The sequence below is a fragment of the Streptomyces sp. SID12488 genome, from assembly GCF_010548275.1.
Classification (GTDB): domain Bacteria; phylum Actinomycetota; class Actinomycetes; order Streptomycetales; family Streptomycetaceae; genus Streptomyces.
The window spans coordinates 104,763-123,569 of sequence record NZ_JAAGLT010000016.1 but is presented as its reverse complement, the minus strand read 5'-3'; the positions used below and the strand labels follow the sequence as shown (position 1 = coordinate 123,569).

General features: G+C 70.1%; 16 protein-coding genes and 1 pseudogene. 7 read left to right on the top strand and 10 right to left on the bottom strand.

What is annotated here, in order from left to right:
* Nucleotides 1-23: 23 nt before the first annotated feature.
* The 8 genes from G3I56_RS24020 to G3I56_RS44785 all read right to left on the bottom strand — a co-directional run bounded on the left by G3I56_RS24020 (nt 24) and on the right by G3I56_RS44785 (nt 7,134).
* Complete coding sequence (locus G3I56_RS24020; RefSeq protein WP_164412251.1) at nt 24-578, bottom strand: Uma2 family endonuclease; 555 nt, start codon at nt 576-578, stop codon at nt 24-26.
* 103 nt (nt 579-681) lie between these two features.
* Nucleotides 682-1,074 carry a PIN domain-containing protein gene (locus tag G3I56_RS24015; RefSeq protein WP_164412249.1) on the bottom strand — a complete coding sequence of 131 codons (393 nt, stop codon included), beginning with the start codon at nt 1,072-1,074 and terminating at the stop codon, nt 682-684.
* Complete coding sequence (locus tag G3I56_RS24010; RefSeq protein WP_164412247.1) at nt 1,071-1,361, bottom strand: hypothetical protein; 291 nt, start codon at nt 1,359-1,361, stop codon at nt 1,071-1,073. Before G3I56_RS24010 ends, G3I56_RS24015 begins: the two co-directional genes overlap by 4 nt.
* Before the next feature lie 136 nt (nt 1,362-1,497).
* Nucleotides 1,498-1,788, bottom strand: a complete 291-nt coding sequence (locus G3I56_RS24005) for a hypothetical protein (protein WP_164412365.1) — start codon at nt 1,786-1,788, stop codon at nt 1,498-1,500.
* A gap of 461 nt (nt 1,789-2,249) precedes the next feature.
* Nucleotides 2,250-2,993 (bottom strand): hypothetical protein, encoded by a 744-nt coding sequence (locus tag G3I56_RS44075; RefSeq protein WP_239135061.1) that lies wholly within the window; start codon nt 2,991-2,993, stop codon nt 2,250-2,252.
* Between the two features lie 107 nt (nt 2,994-3,100).
* A complete protein-coding gene (locus G3I56_RS44790; RefSeq protein ID WP_203690518.1) occupies nt 3,101-3,253 on the bottom strand; it encodes a DUF397 domain-containing protein in 153 nt (50 codons plus the stop codon).
* 47 nt (nt 3,254-3,300) lie between these two features.
* Nucleotides 3,301-3,681: a hypothetical protein gene (locus G3I56_RS23980; RefSeq protein WP_164412243.1), complete on the bottom strand. Its 381-nt coding sequence runs from the start codon at nt 3,679-3,681 to the stop codon at nt 3,301-3,303.
* A 123-nt stretch (nt 3,682-3,804) separates the two neighbouring features.
* On the bottom strand, nt 3,805-7,134 hold the full coding sequence (locus G3I56_RS44785; protein ID WP_343240036.1) for an ALF repeat-containing protein: 3,330 nt from the start codon (nt 7,132-7,134) through the stop codon (nt 3,805-3,807).
* Nucleotides 7,135-7,675: 541 nt separating this feature from the next.
* On the opposite strand from G3I56_RS44785, the gene G3I56_RS23970 reads away from it, so the two are divergent.
* Together G3I56_RS23970 and G3I56_RS23965 are read left to right on the top strand one after the other, a co-directional pair.
* The gene (locus G3I56_RS23970; protein ID WP_203690517.1) at nt 7,676-8,221 is read left to right on the top strand and encodes a hypothetical protein; all 546 of its coding nucleotides are present in this window, start codon (nt 7,676-7,678) and stop codon (nt 8,219-8,221) included.
* 97 nt (nt 8,222-8,318) lie between these two features.
* Nucleotides 8,319-10,532 (top strand): trypsin-like serine protease, encoded by a 2,214-nt coding sequence (locus tag G3I56_RS23965; RefSeq protein ID WP_164412240.1) that lies wholly within the window; start codon nt 8,319-8,321, stop codon nt 10,530-10,532.
* A 104-nt stretch (nt 10,533-10,636) separates the two neighbouring features.
* Here G3I56_RS23965 and G3I56_RS23960 read toward each other — a convergent pair whose 3' ends face one another.
* Complete coding sequence (locus tag G3I56_RS23960) at nt 10,637-10,927, bottom strand: hypothetical protein (protein WP_164412238.1); 291 nt, start codon at nt 10,925-10,927, stop codon at nt 10,637-10,639.
* Nucleotides 10,928-10,969: 42 nt separating this feature from the next.
* Nucleotides 10,970-14,548: a hypothetical protein gene (locus G3I56_RS23955; RefSeq protein WP_164412236.1), complete on the bottom strand. Its 3,579-nt coding sequence runs from the start codon at nt 14,546-14,548 to the stop codon at nt 10,970-10,972.
* Between the two features lie 575 nt (nt 14,549-15,123).
* On the opposite strand from G3I56_RS23955, the gene G3I56_RS23950 reads away from it, so the two are divergent.
* From G3I56_RS23950 to G3I56_RS23935, 5 genes and pseudogenes are all read left to right on the top strand, one after another.
* A complete protein-coding gene (locus G3I56_RS23950) occupies nt 15,124-15,609 on the top strand; it encodes a hypothetical protein (protein WP_203690515.1) in 486 nt (161 codons plus the stop codon).
* Between the two features lie 80 nt (nt 15,610-15,689).
* Nucleotides 15,690-16,436, top strand: a pseudogene (locus G3I56_RS44055) (S1 family peptidase); the annotation flags it as partial.
* Between the two features lie 33 nt (nt 16,437-16,469).
* On the top strand, nt 16,470-16,856 hold the full coding sequence (locus G3I56_RS44050; protein ID WP_343240041.1) for an RICIN domain-containing protein: 387 nt from the start codon (nt 16,470-16,472) through the stop codon (nt 16,854-16,856).
* A gap of 134 nt (nt 16,857-16,990) precedes the next feature.
* The gene (locus G3I56_RS23940; protein WP_164412090.1) at nt 16,991-17,128 is read left to right on the top strand and encodes a hypothetical protein; all 138 of its coding nucleotides are present in this window, start codon (nt 16,991-16,993) and stop codon (nt 17,126-17,128) included.
* A gap of 184 nt (nt 17,129-17,312) precedes the next feature.
* Nucleotides 17,313-18,761, top strand: a complete 1,449-nt coding sequence (locus G3I56_RS23935; RefSeq protein ID WP_164412232.1) for a Tat pathway signal sequence domain protein — start codon at nt 17,313-17,315, stop codon at nt 18,759-18,761.
* Nucleotides 18,762-18,807: the final 46 nt, after the last annotated feature.

Sequence of the window (18,807 nt, the reverse complement as noted above, 5' to 3'; positions counted from 1 at the left end):
CCGTGGGAAGGGCTGTGTCTCGGTCAGCGGGCGTCGCCCTCGGGCTCCGGGGGCGGAAGCTCGTCGAGGTCGAGGGTGAAGGTGCGGCCGTCGGCCAGGGGGATGGGGAGCTTGCCCGTGCCGTACTTGTGCGTGTGTGCCGCGATGTAACCGGTGGCGGTCGGCTGGGTGTGGAGGACGACCTCCTGGGCGTAGGGGTCGACGACCAGGTAGATGGGGATGCCGTAACGGCCGTACTTCGCGGTGCAGTCGTCGTAGTCCTTGCGTGCGGAGGAGGTCGAGACGACCTCGGAGATCAGCAGGACGTCCTCGAAGCTGTAGCGCTTGCCTTCCCGGCGGGCGTCCTCGCGCAGGATGGCCAGGTCGGGAGCGGAGTTCTCGTCGGCGGGGAAGTCTATGTAGACGTCGGAGGGAGTTTTCGCGTGGCGTCCGAGAGACACGATCGTGTCGTACTGCATCGACTTGATCGTGCTGGAGTGCTCGTAGCTCTGCGGAGTCAAGATGATCTTTCCGTCGATTCCGAAGAAAACAACGTGCCCTTCGGGAAACTCGGTGTGCGCGATCGCGTCGACACTCATGGACTACTCCTTCCCGTGTGAGATCAGGATACGGCGCAATGCGGTGAGTCACTTGTCCGGAGGCAGAGGGTGACCGATCAGCCGTTACCGCCGGTCCGGCCCCTCAGACCTTGATCACACGGGTACCCGTGCCGCACAGCACGCCGAGGTCCTCGGGGTCCGAGGCCAGGACGGTCACGGGGGCCGGTGAGGCGAGTGCCGTGGCGGCGACGATCGCGTCGAGGGCGTACTTGTGCCCGTGCAGGCCCGCTGCGGCGAGGAGCCTGCTCGCGTGACGGGCGACGGCCTCACTGGGCGGGACGATGTTGACGCGGGAGACGGCGTGGTCGAAACGGGCCTGGTTGGTCCTCGGGTCGCGGGCCTCGACGAGGGTGACGGAGCTGATGACGACGCGGATGTCCTCGGCTTCGGCAGCGGCGAGCCACTCGGTGAGTTCGGGGGTGCGTCGTACGAGTTTGGACAGGCCCTCGCAGTCCAGAACGAGCGTGCCCGTCACGCGGCGTCCGCAGAGCCGGCCGTGGCTGGGGCTCCTCGCAGCAGCGCCCGCTTGGCTTCGACGGCGGCCTGATCCACGGGGCCGTGTTCGGCTTCGGCGTCCTCGATGAGTTCGCGCAGCCGGTCGCGCTCCAACTGGCGCTGGATGAGGGCTTCGACGTACGCGGACATGCCGCGTTTGCCGGTCCGCTCCTTGAGGGCGGCGATGGTGCCCTCATGGAGAGAGACGGAGACCGGGCGGACGGGGCCTTCGCCAGGGGCGGGGGATGCGGAGGGAGCTGAACCCATGGGGTCACTTTAACAAGAGTTTTGTTATTTCGGCGGCGGCCGATGTTGCCGGGAAGCGGAGTTTCAGGCTCAGGGTGGCCCCAGGAGCCGCCGGAGCGTGCCCGCGGGTCCCTCCTTCAGCGGCCGTCAGCGGCAGTCAGCGCCATTCGGGCGGGATGTGGGACAGCTGCTCCAGGAGGTCCCAGTCCTTCGGGCGGGAACTCGGTGAGCTCCATGGGGCGCCCTGGCCGAGCCAGTAACCGCGGTAGCCGCGGATCCCCATGACGCTGACGTCGCTGACATCGGGCTCGTTGCCGCAGCACGGGCAGATGGCACCCTCATTGGGCCAGCCCTGTTCCCAGAAGGGCTCCACACCGTCGTCGTACCCACAGACACGGCAGACGGTCTCCCACTCGGGGCCCGGTGGACTCCCGGGTTCGGGGGGCATCAGTTGGAGTGCCTGCCCGCCTGCCACAGTGGTGCCATCAGGACTCCGCCCGAAGGCGGCGGCAAGGACGGCACGCAGGTCGGCCGTGGGGACGGCAGCACTTACCTCCGCGAGAACATCGGGAAAGTCGGCGTCATCGACGGCGCCCAGGTGTTCCTGGCGCAAGCGGTGGATGACCTCCACCAGATCCGGCCGCAGCTGCATCCAGGCTCGGGACGTGCGGATCTCGTGGTCGACCCGGTCCATGAACCAGCGCATGACCTCGTACGGGATGTCCAGATGCCGTCCTTGGGGGTCGAAACAGACCGTCGGCTCTCGCGCCGGATCCTCGTCGGGGACGATCGCTGTCACGAAGGTTCTTTGATCCTGGACGAGGCCCAGCTCCAGGTACCAGGCGTCGTCAGGGACGGAGTACAGCGCGGTGATCGCGTACTCGCCATCCGGGTGCGCGAGCACTGTCGTCAGGCCTTCCCGTCGATCGGCGATGTGGTGCTGACCTCGGCGTTCGGCGTCAGCCGCAGACCGGCCATGGCGAGGAAGTCGGCCAGTTCGATCCAGCCGCCGTCGGTCCCGTCGTCCCAGCTGGTCCAGAGTCTCGACTCCTCGCCGTCCCATGTGTCCGTGTCTTCGCTCGGATGCTGCTCGACGGTCCCCTCGCCGTGCCGGTACCGCAGGTACAGATACTGGCCCCGGGCTGTCCACGCATCCCACTGCGATGGACAGCCCTCGCAGGTCTGCACTGCCCGCGCGATGGTCACGTCCTCGTGCAGATGGGTCTCGACAGCGCCCAGATGCTGATCGTGGGCGATGAGGAGGCCGTCGTCGAGACCAAGCAGCCGAACGCTCCCGCCGGGGAACTGGAGTGTGAGGCCGGCCGTGAAGTCGACATGGCCGTCCGCGTAGCCGATCTCCCGAACCGAGCGGATCGGCTGTCCGACGAACCGGGTCACCGGAACGTCCGGCGAGTCGTCGACCACCGAGACCTTGCTGTGCTCCGCTGTCGAATACGGCCCGTGCGGCTGGTCGGCCCGCAGCGACAAGCCGGCACCGGGCGCGCGGAACAGAACCGGGCCCAGCCCCTCCAGGTGAAGCCACAGGTGCAGCAACGACCGCTCACCATCGGGGTGGTGACGCCAAGCCGTGGTCACCTGCTGCAGTCGCCTCCCGACCAGTTCGGCAGGAAGCAGCTCCGCATCGTCGATCACCCGCTGATGCTGGCATGGCCCTCGCCATCAGGACACCCGAATTCCCGCGCCGCACGAACTCGCCACGGTCCATTGAGGAGGCCACCGAACCCGGACTGAGGCCGACGTCAGCCTCGTGTGGAGTGGCTGAACTCCCTGGACCTGGCGTCGGCCAGGAAGGCCTGCCAGCCGCTGGAAGTGAAGGTGAGCATCGGGCCGGCCTGGTCCTTGCTGTCGCGTACGGACCCGTACGTCTGGACCCTGCCCAGCCCCCACCGCACCCGCCGGCACCGACGTACCCGGTACACCCCTCCGAAACATCAGGGGATCACAGGGTGGCGACGATCACCGCCACGACGGCAGCGAAGGTGAGGAAGAAGACCGTGGTCTGCCTGCCCGTCAGTTTCTCCATGGACTGTCCCGAGCGCACCAGCTCCAGTTGGCGTCTGATGAATCCGGCGAAGACGACCCGGGTGATCGCCAGACCGAGCGCCATCGCTGTGAACAGCATCAGCGCCGTGTTCTCCCCGTCGTTCGGGGATGTCCTCGTGCTCAGGGCGATGAACACCGCGGCGCCCACGGGCGGCAGCACCGCCTTCCATTTGTCCTTCTTCGCGGGGACCAGGGACTGGATCGCCACTGCCAGGGCGAAGCCGGCCGCGATCGCGGCGATCCACCACTCGGTGCGGGAGAAATGGGAGGTCAGCATGGAATCCCTTCTGCTGGTGCGCCTGTGGGTGGGCGGACGACGACGCAGGCCTGACGTCGCGGGGTGGCGCGCGCCCACGTGATGTGTGTGCACGTGCCACCCCGGCCGGTCGTACGACGGTACCTACCAGGTGACCCAGCCGATCACCGTGGTCGTCGCGTCACTGGCGATGTTGGACACCTTGCCGCCAACAGTGTTGGCCAGGGACTCGAGTCCTTCGCCCACGCCGAACTTCTCGAGGAGCCTGCCCTTGCCGAAGAAGATGCCGCCGAGAATGGTGATGCCGAGCGCCGTGTGGAACTGGCTGCTGTTCCAGCCGTATCCCACGCCGGTGAAGACGGTGCTCACTCCCTGGAGGCCCCAGGAAATGAGACTGGCTCCACCGGCGAGCGGGAGCAGGATGGGGCTGGCCGGCGTGGGAATCGCGCCGGCTATGCCGAGCACGACAGCCGCCCCGCCGAACACGGTGCTCCAGTGGCCGGTGGCCGACGCCCAGTCCTTGGCGTCGCCCATGTCCTCGGGCCACATGCCCCAGTAGTCGGTGTCACCGGTGCCGTCGTCGTTGTCTGCGGTCTGGGACGGGTTGGTGCCGTTCTGTGCGTTCTTCCGTGCCTCCTCGGCCGCCTTGCGGGCCGCCTCGACGGCCTCGGCGCGCCGCTTCTGGGCGACGATCACGCGGGCCTGGCTGGCGGCGGCGGCAGCCGCGGTCGCGTCCTTGCCGGCCTGAGTGGCGGAGGCCGCCGCGGAGGTGGCGGAGGCCTGTGCCGAGGCGGCGGAGTTCACCGCCTGCCTCGCGGAGTTCACCGCCTGCCGCATCGAGTAGTTCGCGGTACGGGCGGCGCCGCGCGCCGTGGCCGCGGCCGACAGGGCGTCCTTGGCCGACTGGGCCGCCGCGGCGGCCGACCTGTCCGCGTTGTCGGCGTTCGTCTTCGCCTCGGCCGCCGAGTTCTCGGCGTCCTTTGCGTAGTTGTTCGCTTTCTGCGCCCACTCGGTCGCCTCTGCCGCCGCCTGGCGGGCCTCCGCGGCTGCCTTGGATGCCAGGGCGGCGTTCTCCAGGGCCTTCGCGGCCACCTTCGCGGCGTGTGCGATGGAGGCCCGGATGGCGGCCACGTGGGTGGCGTGGTCCTGGTCGAGGCGGGCGATGTTGAACTTGTCCCGGACGACGAAGGCGCGCCGCATGCGGGTGGAGCCTTCCAGCACGATCTGTGCCGCCGACTTCATGAACGGGCCGCCGGTGTTGAGAAGGCGGACGATCTCGACGTTGTCGTCCTCCTTCGCCGCCTCTGACAGTTCCAGGTTGATGAAGCGGTGCAGGGCGCGGGCACTGCCGTCGGCCAGCGCCGCCTCGGCCTTCGACCTGACGGCCGTCCCCGGGTTCCCGTTCAGGACCTGGAAGAGCAGGACGCGGTTGCCCTCGGCCGATGCCGTGATGACCCCGGTGTCGAGGAAGGTGGCGACTGCGTTCGGGTTGTCGGCGGCCAGAGCGGAGTGCGCGGCCTCGGCGACGGTGGCGGTGGCCACCGACGCGATGGTGACGACGTTCTCCCGGTCGTCCTGACTCTGGGCGAGGAGGCGGTCGGCGCCGATCCAGTTGACGATGTCCGCGTCGGTGCCGGCGAGGGCGTACTCGGCGGCCTCGCGGGTCCAGCTGCCTGTCGAGCCGAGGAGTCCGGCGGCGGCCTTCCGGCCGGTCGCGACGGCGGCGGCGGTGTCTCCGCCGTTCAACGCCCCCTCGGCGGCGGCGATCAGATCCTTGATCTCCGAGGAGGTCATGTCCGACTGGGTGCGCTGCTGGTTGACCCTGGCGGCGTCGGCGATCTCGGCCTGGGCCCTGGTACGGGCCACCAGGATGCCGAGTGCGGTGTCCTCGGCGATGCGCGCGGTCTCCGCGTCGCGGGCCGCCTTCTCCACCTCCTGGGCCTCCTTGACGGCGGCGGCGGCCGTGTTGGCCGCCTCCACGGCCGCGTTGGCGTACGTGGTGGACCGCTTGGCGTACTCGACCGCCTGGCCTGCGTGGTCCGCCGCGTCGTCGGCCGCGGCAGCGGCCTTCAGCGCGTGGGCGGCGGCGCTGTTCGCGGCGTCGCGGGCCACGCGGGCGGCGGCGGCCGACCTGTTGGCCAGCGTCTGCGCGGTGCCCGCGGCCTGGGTGGCCCGGGCGGCGGCGGCGTTGGCCTCCGCGGCGGCGGCTCTGGCCTTCGCGGCCTGGGACTGGGCGGCGCCCGCGCTGGCGGCGGCGTCGGCGGCGGCGTTGGCCGCGGCGGCGGCGTTCCGCGCGGCGTTCGCGGCTGCGGAACCGGCTGCGGAGGCGCTGGAGGAGGCGATGGCGGCCTTGTCGGCAGCGGCGGCGGCGGTCTTCGCGCGCGCGGCGGCGTCCCGGGCGCCTTGGGCGGCCTGGCGGGCGGCCGAGGCCTTGGACGCGTCCTTGGACGCGGCGATGGCCGCGTTGTAGGCACGGGAGGCGGCACCCCCGGCCGATGCGGCGGCGGCAGCGGCGGCCGTCGCCGCCTGGGCGGCGCGGCTGGAAGCGGCCTGCGCGGTACGAGCGGCGCCGATCGCGGTGTTGGCGGCGCCGGCGGCACCCTCTGCGGCGCTCGCGGCCTTGTTCGCGGCGGCGGCCGACTTACGGACGTCCTGCTGGGCGGCGCGTGCCTCCGCCGCCGCCTCCAGTGCGGCGGCCTTGGCCTTCTCGGCGGCCTCCTGCGCACGGTCGGAGGCCGCGACGGCCTGGTCCGTCTTGAGCTGGGCGCGCTTGCTCTCGCGCTCCACGACAGCTACCAACTGGTCGATCGTCGCGGCCTCTTCGTCCCGGGCGCGGGCGATGAACTGGCCGGAGACCAGGAACTGGTGGATCGCCTCGGGTGTTCCCTCGTCCAGAGCGCGCTGCGCGTACAACTTCACCTGAGGGGAGGAGGTGTTGAGGATCTTGAAGACCTCGACTCCCTCGTCCTCCTGCTGAGCCGTGTACTGGGTCAGGGAGAGAAACGTTCGCAAGGCCGCCTGGGTGCCGTCGTTCAGTGCCTTGTTGGCCTCCCGCTTCACCGCGGTGCCGCTGTTGTTCAGGATGGTGGACACCGCGACCCGAAGGTCCGTCGTCAAGGGCTGGCTGTAGCCGTCGAGCAGGTAGTCGGCGATCGCGGCGTCCCCTGCCGACAATGCGGTTTCGACCGACGCACGGGTGGACTGTCCGGCGTAGGAGAGGCTGGAGAGCAGGCCGAAGCGGTTGTCCTCCGCGGTCGCCAGGGGCAGTTCGCCGGTGAGAAAGGCCGACACGGCCGCCGAGGTACCGGTGAGGGCGACGGCGGCGGCCTCGCGGGCCGCCCGGCCGCCCGTCTTGTACGCCCACACGGCCTTGCCCCGGTCGGTGTCCGGCAGGCCGGTGTCGACCGGGTCGGCGGCGTAGGCGGGCGTGGCGCTCAGAGTGAGGATCGAGGGCAGGGCGGGGACCGCCGCCACTCCGGCGACGCTCGTGAGTATCCGGCGTCTGCTCCACAATGACGCTTGCAAAGTTCGCATCCTCCCGTTGTGCCGTAATGGACACGGCTGCGAAAACATGACACGGCTCCCCAATTCGCTTTTTTCGAAAGAGGAGTTGGCGAGCCTGCCGATTCGACGGTACGGACGACTCTTTGCCGGGTCAATGCCGATCGCTATTTGCTTCCGGGGTGCCAGGGAGTCGTTGAGAAGCGGAACGTTACCCACCAGAAATCTTTCCTTTTCGAAATCTCCACAGGCATCCGTACAACCCTCCCGCGAGGTGACGCAAGTCACGGGGCATCTTTCGGATTTGGATAGTTTGTGATGGTCTTCGCCGTGGACAAAGTTTGAGTAAATAGTTTTGTATTCAGGGAGCTGCGGATATGGGTGGGGGTGAATCCGTCGGCATGCACTTTTTTTGTTGTCTTTCCCGTATTTTTCGTCGTGCTGAAAATTTTGAAAAAATTGCGGACCTCGACGTGCCGCAGCTTTCGCGCCCGTTTTCTAATTTAGGACTGCGATGAAGGCATTCAGCACCACCGCGTCAAGAACCAGACGCCTCGTGACCCGTACCCTGGCCGCCTCCGTGGCCGCGGGCGCCCTGGCCTGGCTCGCGCTGACAGGCAGCCAGCCGGGAACTCCCGCCGACGAGGGCGGCACCGCCGCCGAAGCCGTCGCGGATGAGGCCCCGGGGTACGCGGTGGAGAACTTCGCCTACCCGAACGCGGACAAGATCCTGGCCGAGCAGAACATCGTCCTCAAGCGCGGGGACGGGCACATCACGCTGGCCGACTGTGCGAGCGGGACCGATCTGCTGGAGGTCTGGGCCCGTGAGAAGACGGACAAGATCTGCTTCGCGGTGAAGGGCACCTCCGGCTGGCTGACCCTGGAGATCCCTTCGGTCTACGCCATCAAGGGCAACACGTACGCGACCGAGGTCGACATGACGGTCGGTACGGAGGAGAAGTCCTTCGACGTGGAGAAGAACACCTGGACCGCGGTCGGCGAGAGCGCCGACGAGCAGAGCCGTGAGCACATGCTCGTGGAGATCCGCGCGGCCAAGTAGCCCTCGCCCCACCCCCGTTGCCCCTTCTCCTGCCTCCCGGGCCTTTCGGGCCTCCTGTGCGTTCGTCGCTTCCTGCGCTTTTCTAAGGACTCGCTTCATGCGTCATGCCAGACCCGTGCGCCTCGCCGCACTGGCCGCCGCCCTTACCCTGGGCTCAGCCGCGCTCGCCGCCGGCTCCGCCACCGCCGTCACCGGCCCCGCCGTTCCCGCTGCCACGACCACCTACGCCTACACCGCACAGGTGATCGTCGGCGAGCACGACCGCGGCTGCTCCGGCGTCCTCGTCGACCGGGAATGGCTGCTCACCGCCGCCAGCTGCTTCGTCGACAACCCGGCCGCCGGCCTCACCGTGCCCGCCGGAAAGCCGGCCCTGAAGACCACCACGACCATCGGCCGTGCCGACCTCTCCGGCACCGGCGGCGCCGTCCGCGAGATCGTCGAGCTGGTCCCCCGTACCGACCGCGACGCGGTACTGGCCCGGCTCAACCGCCCGGTCACCAACGTCACCCCCATCGCCCTGGCCACCGCCGCGCCCACCGCCGGCGAGGAACTCACCCTGGCCGGGTTCGGCCGCAGTACCACCGAGTGGGCGCCCTTCAACCTGCACACCGGCGCCTTCTCCGTCGACGCGTCCACCGCCACCAACGCCACGGTCACCGGCAAGAACGGCGCCGCGGCCTGCCTGGGCGACAGCGGCGGCCCCCTCGTACGCACCGTCAACGGCACTTCCCAACTGGCGGCCCTGAGCAGCCAGTCCTACCAGGGCGGCTGCCTCGGCATCGCCGCCACCGAGACCCGCACCGGCGGCATCGCCACCCGCGTCGACGACCTCGCCTCCTGGGTGAACTCCAAGACCGGAGCGGTACGCGTCACCGACTTCAACTGCGACGGCGTGGAGGACATCGCCGTCGCCGATCCCCAGGCCACCGTGGGCGGCGATGCGAACGCGGGTCTTGTCCGGGTCGTGTACGGCGGCGGCAAGGGCACCGCCGAGATCAACCAGAACCTCGACTGGGTCCCCGGCGCCACGGAGGCCGGCGACTGGTTCGGCGAGTCCCTCGCCACCGTCGACCACGACGAGGACGGCTGTACCGACCTCGTCGTCGGCACCGCCGGCGAGGACATTGGTGCAGCCGTCGACGCGGGTACGGTGGACGTCCTGCACGGCGCCCCCGGCGGCCTTGGCACCGGCGTCAAGAAGAACACCCACTTCGAACAGGGCACGGGCTCCGGAGCGATCGGTACCTCCGCTGCCGAGTCCGGCGACCGCATGGGCGACGCCATCGCGGCCGGCACCACCACCGCAGGCGAGCCGTACCTGATCATCGGCGTGCCCGGCGAGTCCGTCGGGACCCTCGCCAAGGCGGGCGCCGTCTACTACCTGCGGGGCACCACCAACATCAGCGTCGGCCAGGACAGCACGAACGTCCCGGACACCGCGGAGGCCAACGACGGCTTCGGCGGCGCGATCGCGGCCGACGGCAACCACTTCGCCGTCGGCTCCCCGGGCGAAGCCGTCGGCAGCGCCGCGGGCGCCGGCATGGCGACCGTCTTCAGCCACACCCTCAACTCCGAGGGCAGGCCCACCCCGCGCTTCGGGCTCGACCAGGACCTCGACGCCATCTCCGGCGGCGCCGATGCGGGCGACCAGTTCGGCTCCGCCCTGGCCATGGTCCCGTACCGCCCCTCGGGCGCGGCGGCAGCCACCGAGTCGATCCTCGCGGTCGGCATCTGGGGCGAGGACCTGACCATCGACGGTGCCGCCAAAGACGACGCTGGCGCCGTGCTCACCTTCCGCATCCCCGCCTCGGGCACCTTCACCCAGTTCAACTCCTACCTCCAGGGCACCGACAGCGACGACACCACCGGCACCTCGCAGGCCAACGACCGCTTCGGCTGGACCGTGACCGCCGTCAACACCGCACCGCGCGCGGTGAGCACCGTGGCGACGATGAAACTGGCCGTGGGCGTCCCCCAGGAGACAGTCGACGCGGCGTCGAACGCGGGCGTGATCCACACCTTCTCCCTGGTGGGTCTCCCCGGCGCCAACGACCGCTGGCTGAAGCCCGGCGACGGCTTCGGCATCCCCGGCCTCCCGGGCGCCAACCAGTACCTCGGCCGCAGCCTCCACTTCACCGGCACCAACCTGTACGTCGGCATGCCGAACGGCCCGAGCACCTACGGCGCCCTGTACGCGCTGCCTATGGCCAACGTGACCGCCGGCGCCACAGCGACCGCGATCACCACCTACCGGCCCGGTACCGGCGGCCTCCCGTCGGCAGGCGTCCGCTTCGGCTGGACGGCCCGGTAGCCGCAGGCCGACACCCGCACACCGGTTGACACGAAAAGCCCCTCCGAGGAGCGAACGCTCCTCGGAGGGGCTTTTCGTGCACCGCTGCACGTTCGAGTGGACGGTCAGCGCCACTCAGCCGGAATGTGGGCCACCTGCTTCAGCAGGTCCCAGTCCTTCGGGCGGCAACTCGGTGAGCTCCACGGGGCGCCCTGGCCGAGCCAGTAGCCGCGGTAGTCGCGGATCCCCATCACGCTGACATCGCCCATGCTGGGCTCGTTGGCGCAGCACGGGCAGATGGCACCCTCGTTGGGCCAGCCGTGTTCCCAGAAAGGTTCCACACCGTCGTCGTATCCGCAGACGCGGCAGACGGTTTCCCACTCGGGGCCCTGCGGACTCCCTGGCTCGGATGACATGCGGTACGGCTCCTTTCGCTCGGGGGGTTTACCCGGAGGGCGTCAGCGTTCCACGCCCTGCGCCCGGAGGTAGTCGGCGAGGGTGGGGTAATTGGCTGGGTTGAATCCACGGGGATTGGCGTCGGACTTCGGCGCCGGCCGGTTCAGCGACATGGGCAGGCCGTCCGGGTTGTACACGGCGAGCGTGTTGCTGTTCTTGTTGTAGATAACATAGCCGCCGTTGACCCGGTCGAAGACGCGGTAACCGTTGGGCGGGGGTGTCTTGTTCATGCCACGCATGCTGTGCGCCAGCTCGACGTAGTCCCGTGCCGAACTCAGCTCGGGGAACTCCGCCTTGTGGTACTTCCAGTGCTTCGCGGCGTTCGCGGCGGGAGTCTTGACGTTGGGAGCGTTCGCGGCACCCTTGGGGATCGACCAGATGTGCGGCACCTGGCCGGCCGCCCGCTGCGACTTGGCGAAAGCCTCCAGCGCCTTCATCCCGTTCTTGCTCCACTTGGCGCCCGCCGCGCCCCACCCGATGATCGGGATCGCCGAGGCGCAGGACAGGCTGGAGTTGAGGGCGTCGCCCTCGGCTCCGTACCAGCCGCAGTTGGCCAGGTCGAAGGGCTCGCCTGCGCCGGGAACCATGCCGGCCACGTCCAGGGCGAGATGGCCGGCGCCGGAGATATAACCCCACCAGTCGGTCTCCCCCTCGGCCGCCATGTCCGCGAAGGCCTTCTCCAGTTCCTGGAGAGTGGCCACGTCCTCGCGGTACTCCGCGTCCTTGCGCTCGGCCTCGGCCTCCTGCAAGACCTTGTACGCGACCGCGATGATCGCCTCATCCGAGGCCTTCTGCGCCTCCTCCGCGCTCTTGCCGGCCGCATCCGCCGAGGCACGGGCCTCGTTCGCGGCCTGCCAGGCGGCGCCGGCGGAACCCTGCGCCGCTGTCGCGGACGCGTCCGCCTGCGCTGCGGAGTTGGTCGCCCGACGAGCCGCCGCGTGGGCGTCGGCCTCAGCCGCGCGGGCCTTCCGGGCGGAAGCCGCGGCCTCGGCGGCGGACTTCTCGGCGGCGGCGGCCGAGGCACGGGCCTCGGTGGCGTACGTGTCGGCCTGCTTGGCGGAGTCCAGCGCCTGCTGGGCGTACTTCGCGGCCTCGGCCGCCGCCTTACGGGCGTCGGCAGCCACCTTCTGCGCCAGGGCGGCGTTCTGCTGTGCCGTCGCCGCCACCCGGGCCGCGCCGGCGATCAGCCGCTGGATCCGGGCCACATGCGTGGCCGTGAGCAGGTCCTGCCGCTGCGCCTTGAACTGCCCGACCTCGATGAACGCGTGCAGTACCTCGGGCGGCCCCGCTATGGCCGCCGTCGCGGCGCCTGCCACCTCGGGGGTGCCGGTCGACGCCAGTTGGATCGCGCGGACGCGCTCGTCCTCGGTTCGCTTGGCGTAGTAGCCGGTGGTGAGGAACTCGCGCATCCGGTCGACGGAGCCCGAGTCGAGGACCTCCTGCACGGCCGACTTCACACCGCCGCCGGATTCGTTCAGCAGCCGGGTGAGCTCTACGCGGTAGTCGGTCGCCGCGGCCGTGTGCTGCCCGGTGGTCAGGAAGGCGTGGACCGTGGAGGTGTTGCCGTCGAGCGCCTTCTCCGCGGCCGTGCGCACCGCCGCGGAGCCCGCATCGGTGGCCAGCTGGTCGACGCGTCCGAACTCGTCCTGCTCGGCGGCCCGTTCGAGGCCGGTACGCAGATAGTCGAGGACCTGCCGGTTCGAACCGCCCAGCGCGACCTCGGCGGCCGTGGCACTCCACGGGCCGCGCGTCGAGGCGATGTGCAGGGCGGCCTCGCGGCCCTGGTCGGCGATCGCGGCGACATCGACGTCCGGCGCGTCAGCCCGTGCGACCAGGGCCGCGGCCTCCGTATCCTTCCGCTTCGCCTCCGCGACGGCCGCGTCCGTACGCGCCGTACGCTCGTCGGTCAGCCGCTTGAGGTACTCGGCGCGGGCGACCGACTCGGCGGTACGGCCCGCGAGTTCCTCCTTCTCGACCTCGCGTGCCAGATCGAAGGTCTTGCGGGCCTTGGCGACCGCGGCGGTCGCGACGTTCGCGGCCTCCGTGGCCGCGTTCGCGTGCTTGGTCGCCTCCGTCGCAGCCGTGGCCGCGTCGTGCGCGGCGTTTGCGGCGGCGTCGGCCGCGGTGGCAGCCTTCTCGGCGTGCTCGGCGGCAGAGTTCGCGGCGTCCCGGGCCTCGAAAGCGGCTGTTGCCGCCTTCCTCGAGAGGGCCTCCGCGGCGTTCGCGAAGCGCGTTGCGTCGGCCGCGTGCCGACGGGCGTCCGCCGCCGCCTCCCGGGCCCGCTGGGCCTGTGAGGCGGAGACCCCCGCCTGACCGCTCGCCTGCTCCGCCGCAGTCGCGGCGGCGTCGGCGTTGACTCCGGCACTGGCGGCGGCCTTCGCGGCGTTGCCCGCCTCGGTGGCGGCCGTGCCCGCGAACTCGGCGGCCTGGGCCGCCTTCTTGGCGCCCTTCGCCGCGTCCCGGGCCTGAGTGGCGGCCTTGCGCGCGGCCTCGGCCTTGGTCGCGTCGGTCGCCGTGTCCGCAGCCGCGCTGCGGGCACGGGAAGCGGCCTGCGCGGCTGCCGCAGCGGCCGAGGCGGCCTTGGCGGCGGCGTTGGCCGCGATACGGGCCGAGGTGTTGGCCGCCCGGGCCGAGGTGATGGCCTGCTCGGCGGCGCGTGCCGCACCCCTGGCAGCGTCGGCGGCCCGCCCGGCCGCGTTGGACGCCTTGGTCACGTCGTTCCCGGCGGCAGCGGCCTCGCGGGCCGCCTTTTCCGCGGCCGTCTTGGCGAGCTTGGTCGCCGCGATCGCCCGGGCGGACGCCTCCTTGGCGGCCACGGTCTCGACCGACGCCTGCCGGCCCGACTCGGTGGCCTGCGCGGCCAGGTCGGCGATGGTCGCCTGCTCCTGGTCACGGGCACTCGCGATGTACTGGCCGACGGCGAGGAACTCCCGTACGTCGTCCACCGTGCCGTCCAGCGCGATGCCGGCGGCCTCCTTGGTGGCGGCGCCCCCGGTGCTCAGGATCTGGACGGTCAGGACCCGGTCGTCGCTGTCCTGGGCGGTGTACTGGCCCTTGTTGAGGAAGGCGCGTACGTCGTCGGCGGTGCCGCTGAGCGCCGTGTTGCCCTTGGCCTTGACCTGCTTGCCGCCGGCCGAGATCAGCTGGGCCACCTGGACCCGCTGGTCCTCCTCGAGGGGGGCCTTCCAGCCGCCCTTCAGGAAGGCGGTGAGCTGCTCCTGCGTCCCGTCGATCGCCACCTCGGCCGCCGCACGCACCGCGCGCCCGCCCGCCGAGAAGATCTCGACGGTCTGCACGCGGTCGTCACTGAGCTGCGCGATCTCCTGCTCGTGGCCGAGGAACTCGGTGACGTCCGCGTCGGTGCCGGTGAGCGCGGCCTCCGCGGCGGCGCGCACACCGGGGCCGCCGTTCTTCCACAGGCCGAGGACCCGGCCGCGATCAGTGGCAGGAATATGTTCGAGGCCGGTCGGCTCCGGCTCGTTGGGATCGTCGACGGCCGTGGCGGGCGCGGCGGACAGGAGCCCCGCCAACAAGGCAGGCAGAAGGGTCAGGCTCAGAGCCTGCGTGACCCGTATCGCCATTCCCCGCCGTGGAATTCTCCGTTGCTTTCTTCGTTGTGTCACCTGCTGAGCTTACGCTTTCGGTAACCCATGAAAAGACTTTCCATTTGACTGGCGCTTTGCTATGTTGAGCGTACGTGACGGGGGAGAGTGTCGTGTCTACCGGCGGGGGCGGTAGTAGGGACCATGCGTGTGAACTGGGGGTTTGCGGGGGCGCGGACGTTTTCTGAAGCGAACTTTGACCGTTTTGCGCCGTTCGCGAAGCGTGTTCCTTTTGCTTGTTCTTTGCGAAAGACCGTACAACCTTCAGAGGTGTGACCAACCTCATTCCGAGATCTCGAAAGCCATCTTGTTTGCCAGAGTTGGCGAAGTCGAAGAGGTCAGGTGGGTGGGGTTCCATAGGTATTTCGAGTGTTTCCGGCATGTGGGCAATGGGCCTATTTCAGCGCCGGCGGTGGGGGCCGTACATCAATTCCGGTCACCTTCACACCCGTGCGCGAAACGTGCTCCGGCGTACCCGTGCGGAGCTGACAGTTAAAGGATTGTGGATGAAGGCGCGTGTCGTGACAGAGGCGAGATCGCACGGTAGGAGATTCATGGGCACCGCCCTGATCGCCATCGCCGCAGGTGCGCTGGCGTGGTCCGGGATGTCGGGCGGGGTGCCCGCCGCGTCCGGGGCGGCCACGTCGGTCGCGGACGAGGCCCCGGGGTACGCGGTGGAGAACTTCGCCTACCCGAACGCGGACAAGATCCTGGCCGAGCAGAACATCGTCCTCAAGCGCGGGGACGGGCACATCACGCTGGCCGACTGTGCGAGCGGGACCGATCTGCTGGAGGTCTGGGCCCGTGAGAAGACGGACAAGATCTGCTTCGCGGTGAAGGGCACCTCCGGCTGGCTGACCCTGGAGATCCCTTCGGTCTACGCCATCAAGGGCAACACGTACGCGACCGAGGTCGACATGACGGTCGGTACGGAGGAGAAGTCCTTCGACGTGGAGAAGAACACCTGGACCGCGGTCGGCGAGAGCGCCGACGAGCAGAGCCGTGAGCACATGCTCGTGGAGATCCGAGCGGCCAAGTAGTCCCCGTCCAGAACCTCTTGTCCTTCGTCGTGCGGGGTGCCGGACCGGCCCCGCAGATCTCCAGCCCAAGGAATCACGTCATGCGACACACCAGACCGAAGCGTCTGTCCGCGTTCACCGCGGCCCTGCTCGCGATCCCGGTCGCGCTGGGCGCCACGCCCGCGTCCGCCGTCACCGGCGGCACGCCCGCCCCCTCCGCCAACGCCACCTACGCCGCGCAGATCGTCATCGGCGACCACGACCGCGGCTGCTCCGGCGTCCTGGTCGCCAGGCAGTGGCTGCTCACCGCGGCCAGCTGCTTCGCCGCCGACCCGGCCACGAGCATCTCGGTGCCCGCGGGCAAGCCCGCCCTCACGACCACCGCGACCATCGGCCGCTCCGACCTGACCAGCACCGCGGGCGCGGTACGCGAGGTCGTCGAGCTCGTGCCCCGCACCGACCGTGACGTCGTCCTGGCCCGGCTGGACCGCCCGGTCACCAACGTCACCCCGATCGCCCTGGCCACCACCGCGCCCACCACGGGCGAGGAGCTGACGTTCGCCGGATACGGGCGTACCGCGACCGAGTGGGCGCCGCTGAACCTGCACACCGGCACGCTGTCGGTGGACGCCTCGGCCACCACCACGGCCACGGTCACCGGGAAGAACGGCGCGGCCGCCTGCATGGGAGACACCGGCGGCCCCGTCACCCGCACGGTCGGCGGCACCGCTCAGTTGGCAGCCCTCAACAGCCGTTCCTACCAGGGTGGTTGCTTCGGCATCGATGCGGCCGAGACCCGCACCGGCGGCATCGCCGCCCGCGTCGACGGCCTCGCTTCCTGGGTCGCGACCTCCGTCAACGCCTTCCGTCCCCTCACCAACATCGGGACCAAGAGGTGCCTGGCCGTCCCCAACGACAGCACTGCCAACGGCACCCAGCTGTTCCAGTGGACCTGCAGCAACGGCACTGAACAGCTGTGGCGCCTGGAGAATGTCGCAGGCGGAAACGGCGACCGCTACATCGTCCGCAACAGCAACAGCCAGAAGTGCCTCGCGATGCCTGGCGCCAGCGTCGAGGACGGCGTCCAGGCCATCCAGTGGGCCTGCAGCGGCGACGACGAGCAGGTCTGGATCCACGACAGCATCGGCCGGGTGCGCAACCTGCACAGCGGCAAGTGCCTCGTCGTCCCCAGCGGCAGCACCACCATCGGCACCAGGGTCATCCAGTGGCCGTGCACGACCGGCGACGAACAGAAGTGGACCTGGTAACACCCGCACCCGTTCCCACGGGCGCGCGGCTGCGACCGCCAAGGCGGCCTTCTTCGGAAGGCCGCCTTTCCACGTCCGACCTTCGAGGGACAGACCTGCACCCGGAGGGGGACAAGCGGCCCCTCGACGAGATCATGCCGACCTGGTTCCGGTTCTCCGCCTACGGCTGGACAGGCGTCGAGATGTTCGTGGAAGCGCCCCTCGCGCGCCTGCTGAAGCGCGGCCTGGACACGTCGTTCGCGCGGTTGCGCAACGCCTCGTCCTTGCTCTGACCGGGCGACGCCCCTTTGCCGAAACCCCGGGCCACCCTCCTGGCTCGGGGTTTCCTTTCTCTGCGGGACGGTTAAGTCTGTTCAACCTGCATGCGCATCAAGGGCGTTGACCCGCCCCGGGCGCACCAGCAGAATGAGCCCCCGCACGTGTTTGAGAGCGCTCTCAGCCCAGTGGAGGAGACCCATGAACGGCAGGCCCGACAGAGAAGGCGCACCAGACGCACCAGGCCCCGCGCTCAGCCGCCGCACGCTCATCGGTGCCGTCGGCCTCGGTGCCGCAGTGCTCACCGCCGCGGGCTCGGGCGTGGCAGGCGCCGCCACCTCCGCGACCTCTGCCGTCAACTCCGGGACCGGCTACGGGACTTCCGCCCAGCGCCGCGCCCGCGCCTTCCTCGCCGCCGCCATGGACGCCTACCCCGACCACGGAGACATCCGCCTCACCCAGAGCTACTCCGACCAGGCGGGCCTGTTCAGCACGGCGTTCACCTACGACAACGCCCTCGCGATCCTCGCGCACCTCGCCGCACGCACCGAGCCGGGCCTGCGCCGGGCCGTCGCTCTCGGGGACGCCCTGCGGTACGCGCAGACGCACGACCCGGTGTACGACGACGGCAGGCTCCGGCAGGCCTACAACGTCGGGCCGTACGTCTTCTACGACGGGGTCGCCCAGCCCGACGGGTTCGTGCGGGCCGACGGCACCGCCAACGTCGGCACCCAGTTCGGGTTCACCGGCACTGCCGTGGGCGACATGGCCTGGGCCGGGATCGCGCTCGCCGCGCTGGCCCGCCGGACCGGGAAGCGCCGCTTCCTGGACGCCGCCGTACGGATCGGCACCTGGATCGAGGTGAACGCCGACACCCAACAGCCCCTAGGTGGCTACAAGTTCGGGGTCGACGGCGCCAACGCGAAACTGCCGTTCAGTTCGACCGAGCACAACACCGACCTGGTCGCCCTCTTCGGACAGCTCGCCCTGCTCACCGGGGACCCGGTGTGGCGCCAACGGCGGGCGAGGGCGCGGGCGTTCGTCGAGAAGATGTGGGAGCCGGTGGGAACACAGCGGGCCGGGTTCTTCTACACGGGCACCAACGACGGAGTGACCGTCAACAAGTCCCCGATCCCCGAGGACACCCAGACCTGGACCCACCTCGCCCTCAACTCCCGCCGCTACTCGGGTTCGTTGGACTGGGCCGCCACCGAACTGGCCGTCCTGGACCGGGCGGACCGCACCAACAGCACGGTGCCCGCGGGACAGTCCTACGAGGGAGTCACCTTCAGCTCCGCGAGCCTGCTGGCCGCCGAGGACACCCCCATTGCCCCGTTCCAGCCCAGGCCCGACCGCAACGGCGTCTGGTTCGAGGGGACCGCGCACCTCGCCCTCGCCCTCCGGGACCGCGCCGGACACGGCGACGAGGCACGCGCCCACCGGCTGATCGCCTCCATCGAGCGGGCCCAGGAACTCCTCGGCACCGGCCAGACCGTCGGCAGTCTGGCCCTGCCCGAGCGCGCCGGGGTCGTCTCGGCGACCAGCCCCCTCGACACAGGCTTCGGCTTCGGCTACTACCCGTACCGCCACGCGGGCGCGACCGCCTGGTACCTGCTGGCAGCGGCCCGCGCGAACCCCCTGCGCGCCTGACACCCGACGACAGGGGGTGTCTGACACCCCCTACGCGCCTGAAACC

Coding starts and splice junctions, on each gene's coding strand:
- G3I56_RS24020 (WP_164412251.1), bottom strand. CDS start 578: ATGAGTGTCGACGCGATCGCGCACACCGAGTTTCCCGAAGGGCACGTT.
- G3I56_RS23955 (WP_164412236.1), bottom strand. CDS start 14,548: ATGGCGATACGGGTCACGCAGGCTCTGAGCCTGACCCTTCTGCCTGCC.
- G3I56_RS23965 (WP_164412240.1), top strand. CDS start 8,319: ATGCGTCATGCCAGACCCGTGCGCCTCGCCGCACTGGCCGCCGCCCTT.
- G3I56_RS23970 (WP_203690517.1), top strand. CDS start 7,676: ATGAAGGCATTCAGCACCACCGCGTCAAGAACCAGACGCCTCGTGACC.
- G3I56_RS23980 (WP_164412243.1), bottom strand. CDS start 3,681: ATGCTGACCTCCCATTTCTCCCGCACCGAGTGGTGGATCGCCGCGATC.
- G3I56_RS23940 (WP_164412090.1), top strand. CDS start 16,991: ATGCCGACCTGGTTCCGGTTCTCCGCCTACGGCTGGACAGGCGTCGAG.
- G3I56_RS24005 (WP_164412365.1), bottom strand. CDS start 1,788: ATGCCCCCCGAACCCGGGAGTCCACCGGGCCCCGAGTGGGAGACCGTC.
- G3I56_RS23935 (WP_164412232.1), top strand. CDS start 17,313: ATGAACGGCAGGCCCGACAGAGAAGGCGCACCAGACGCACCAGGCCCC.
- G3I56_RS24010 (WP_164412247.1), bottom strand. CDS start 1,361: ATGGGTTCAGCTCCCTCCGCATCCCCCGCCCCTGGCGAAGGCCCCGTC.
- G3I56_RS23950 (WP_203690515.1), top strand. CDS start 15,124: ATGGGCACCGCCCTGATCGCCATCGCCGCAGGTGCGCTGGCGTGGTCC.
- G3I56_RS23960 (WP_164412238.1), bottom strand. CDS start 10,927: ATGTCATCCGAGCCAGGGAGTCCGCAGGGCCCCGAGTGGGAAACCGTC.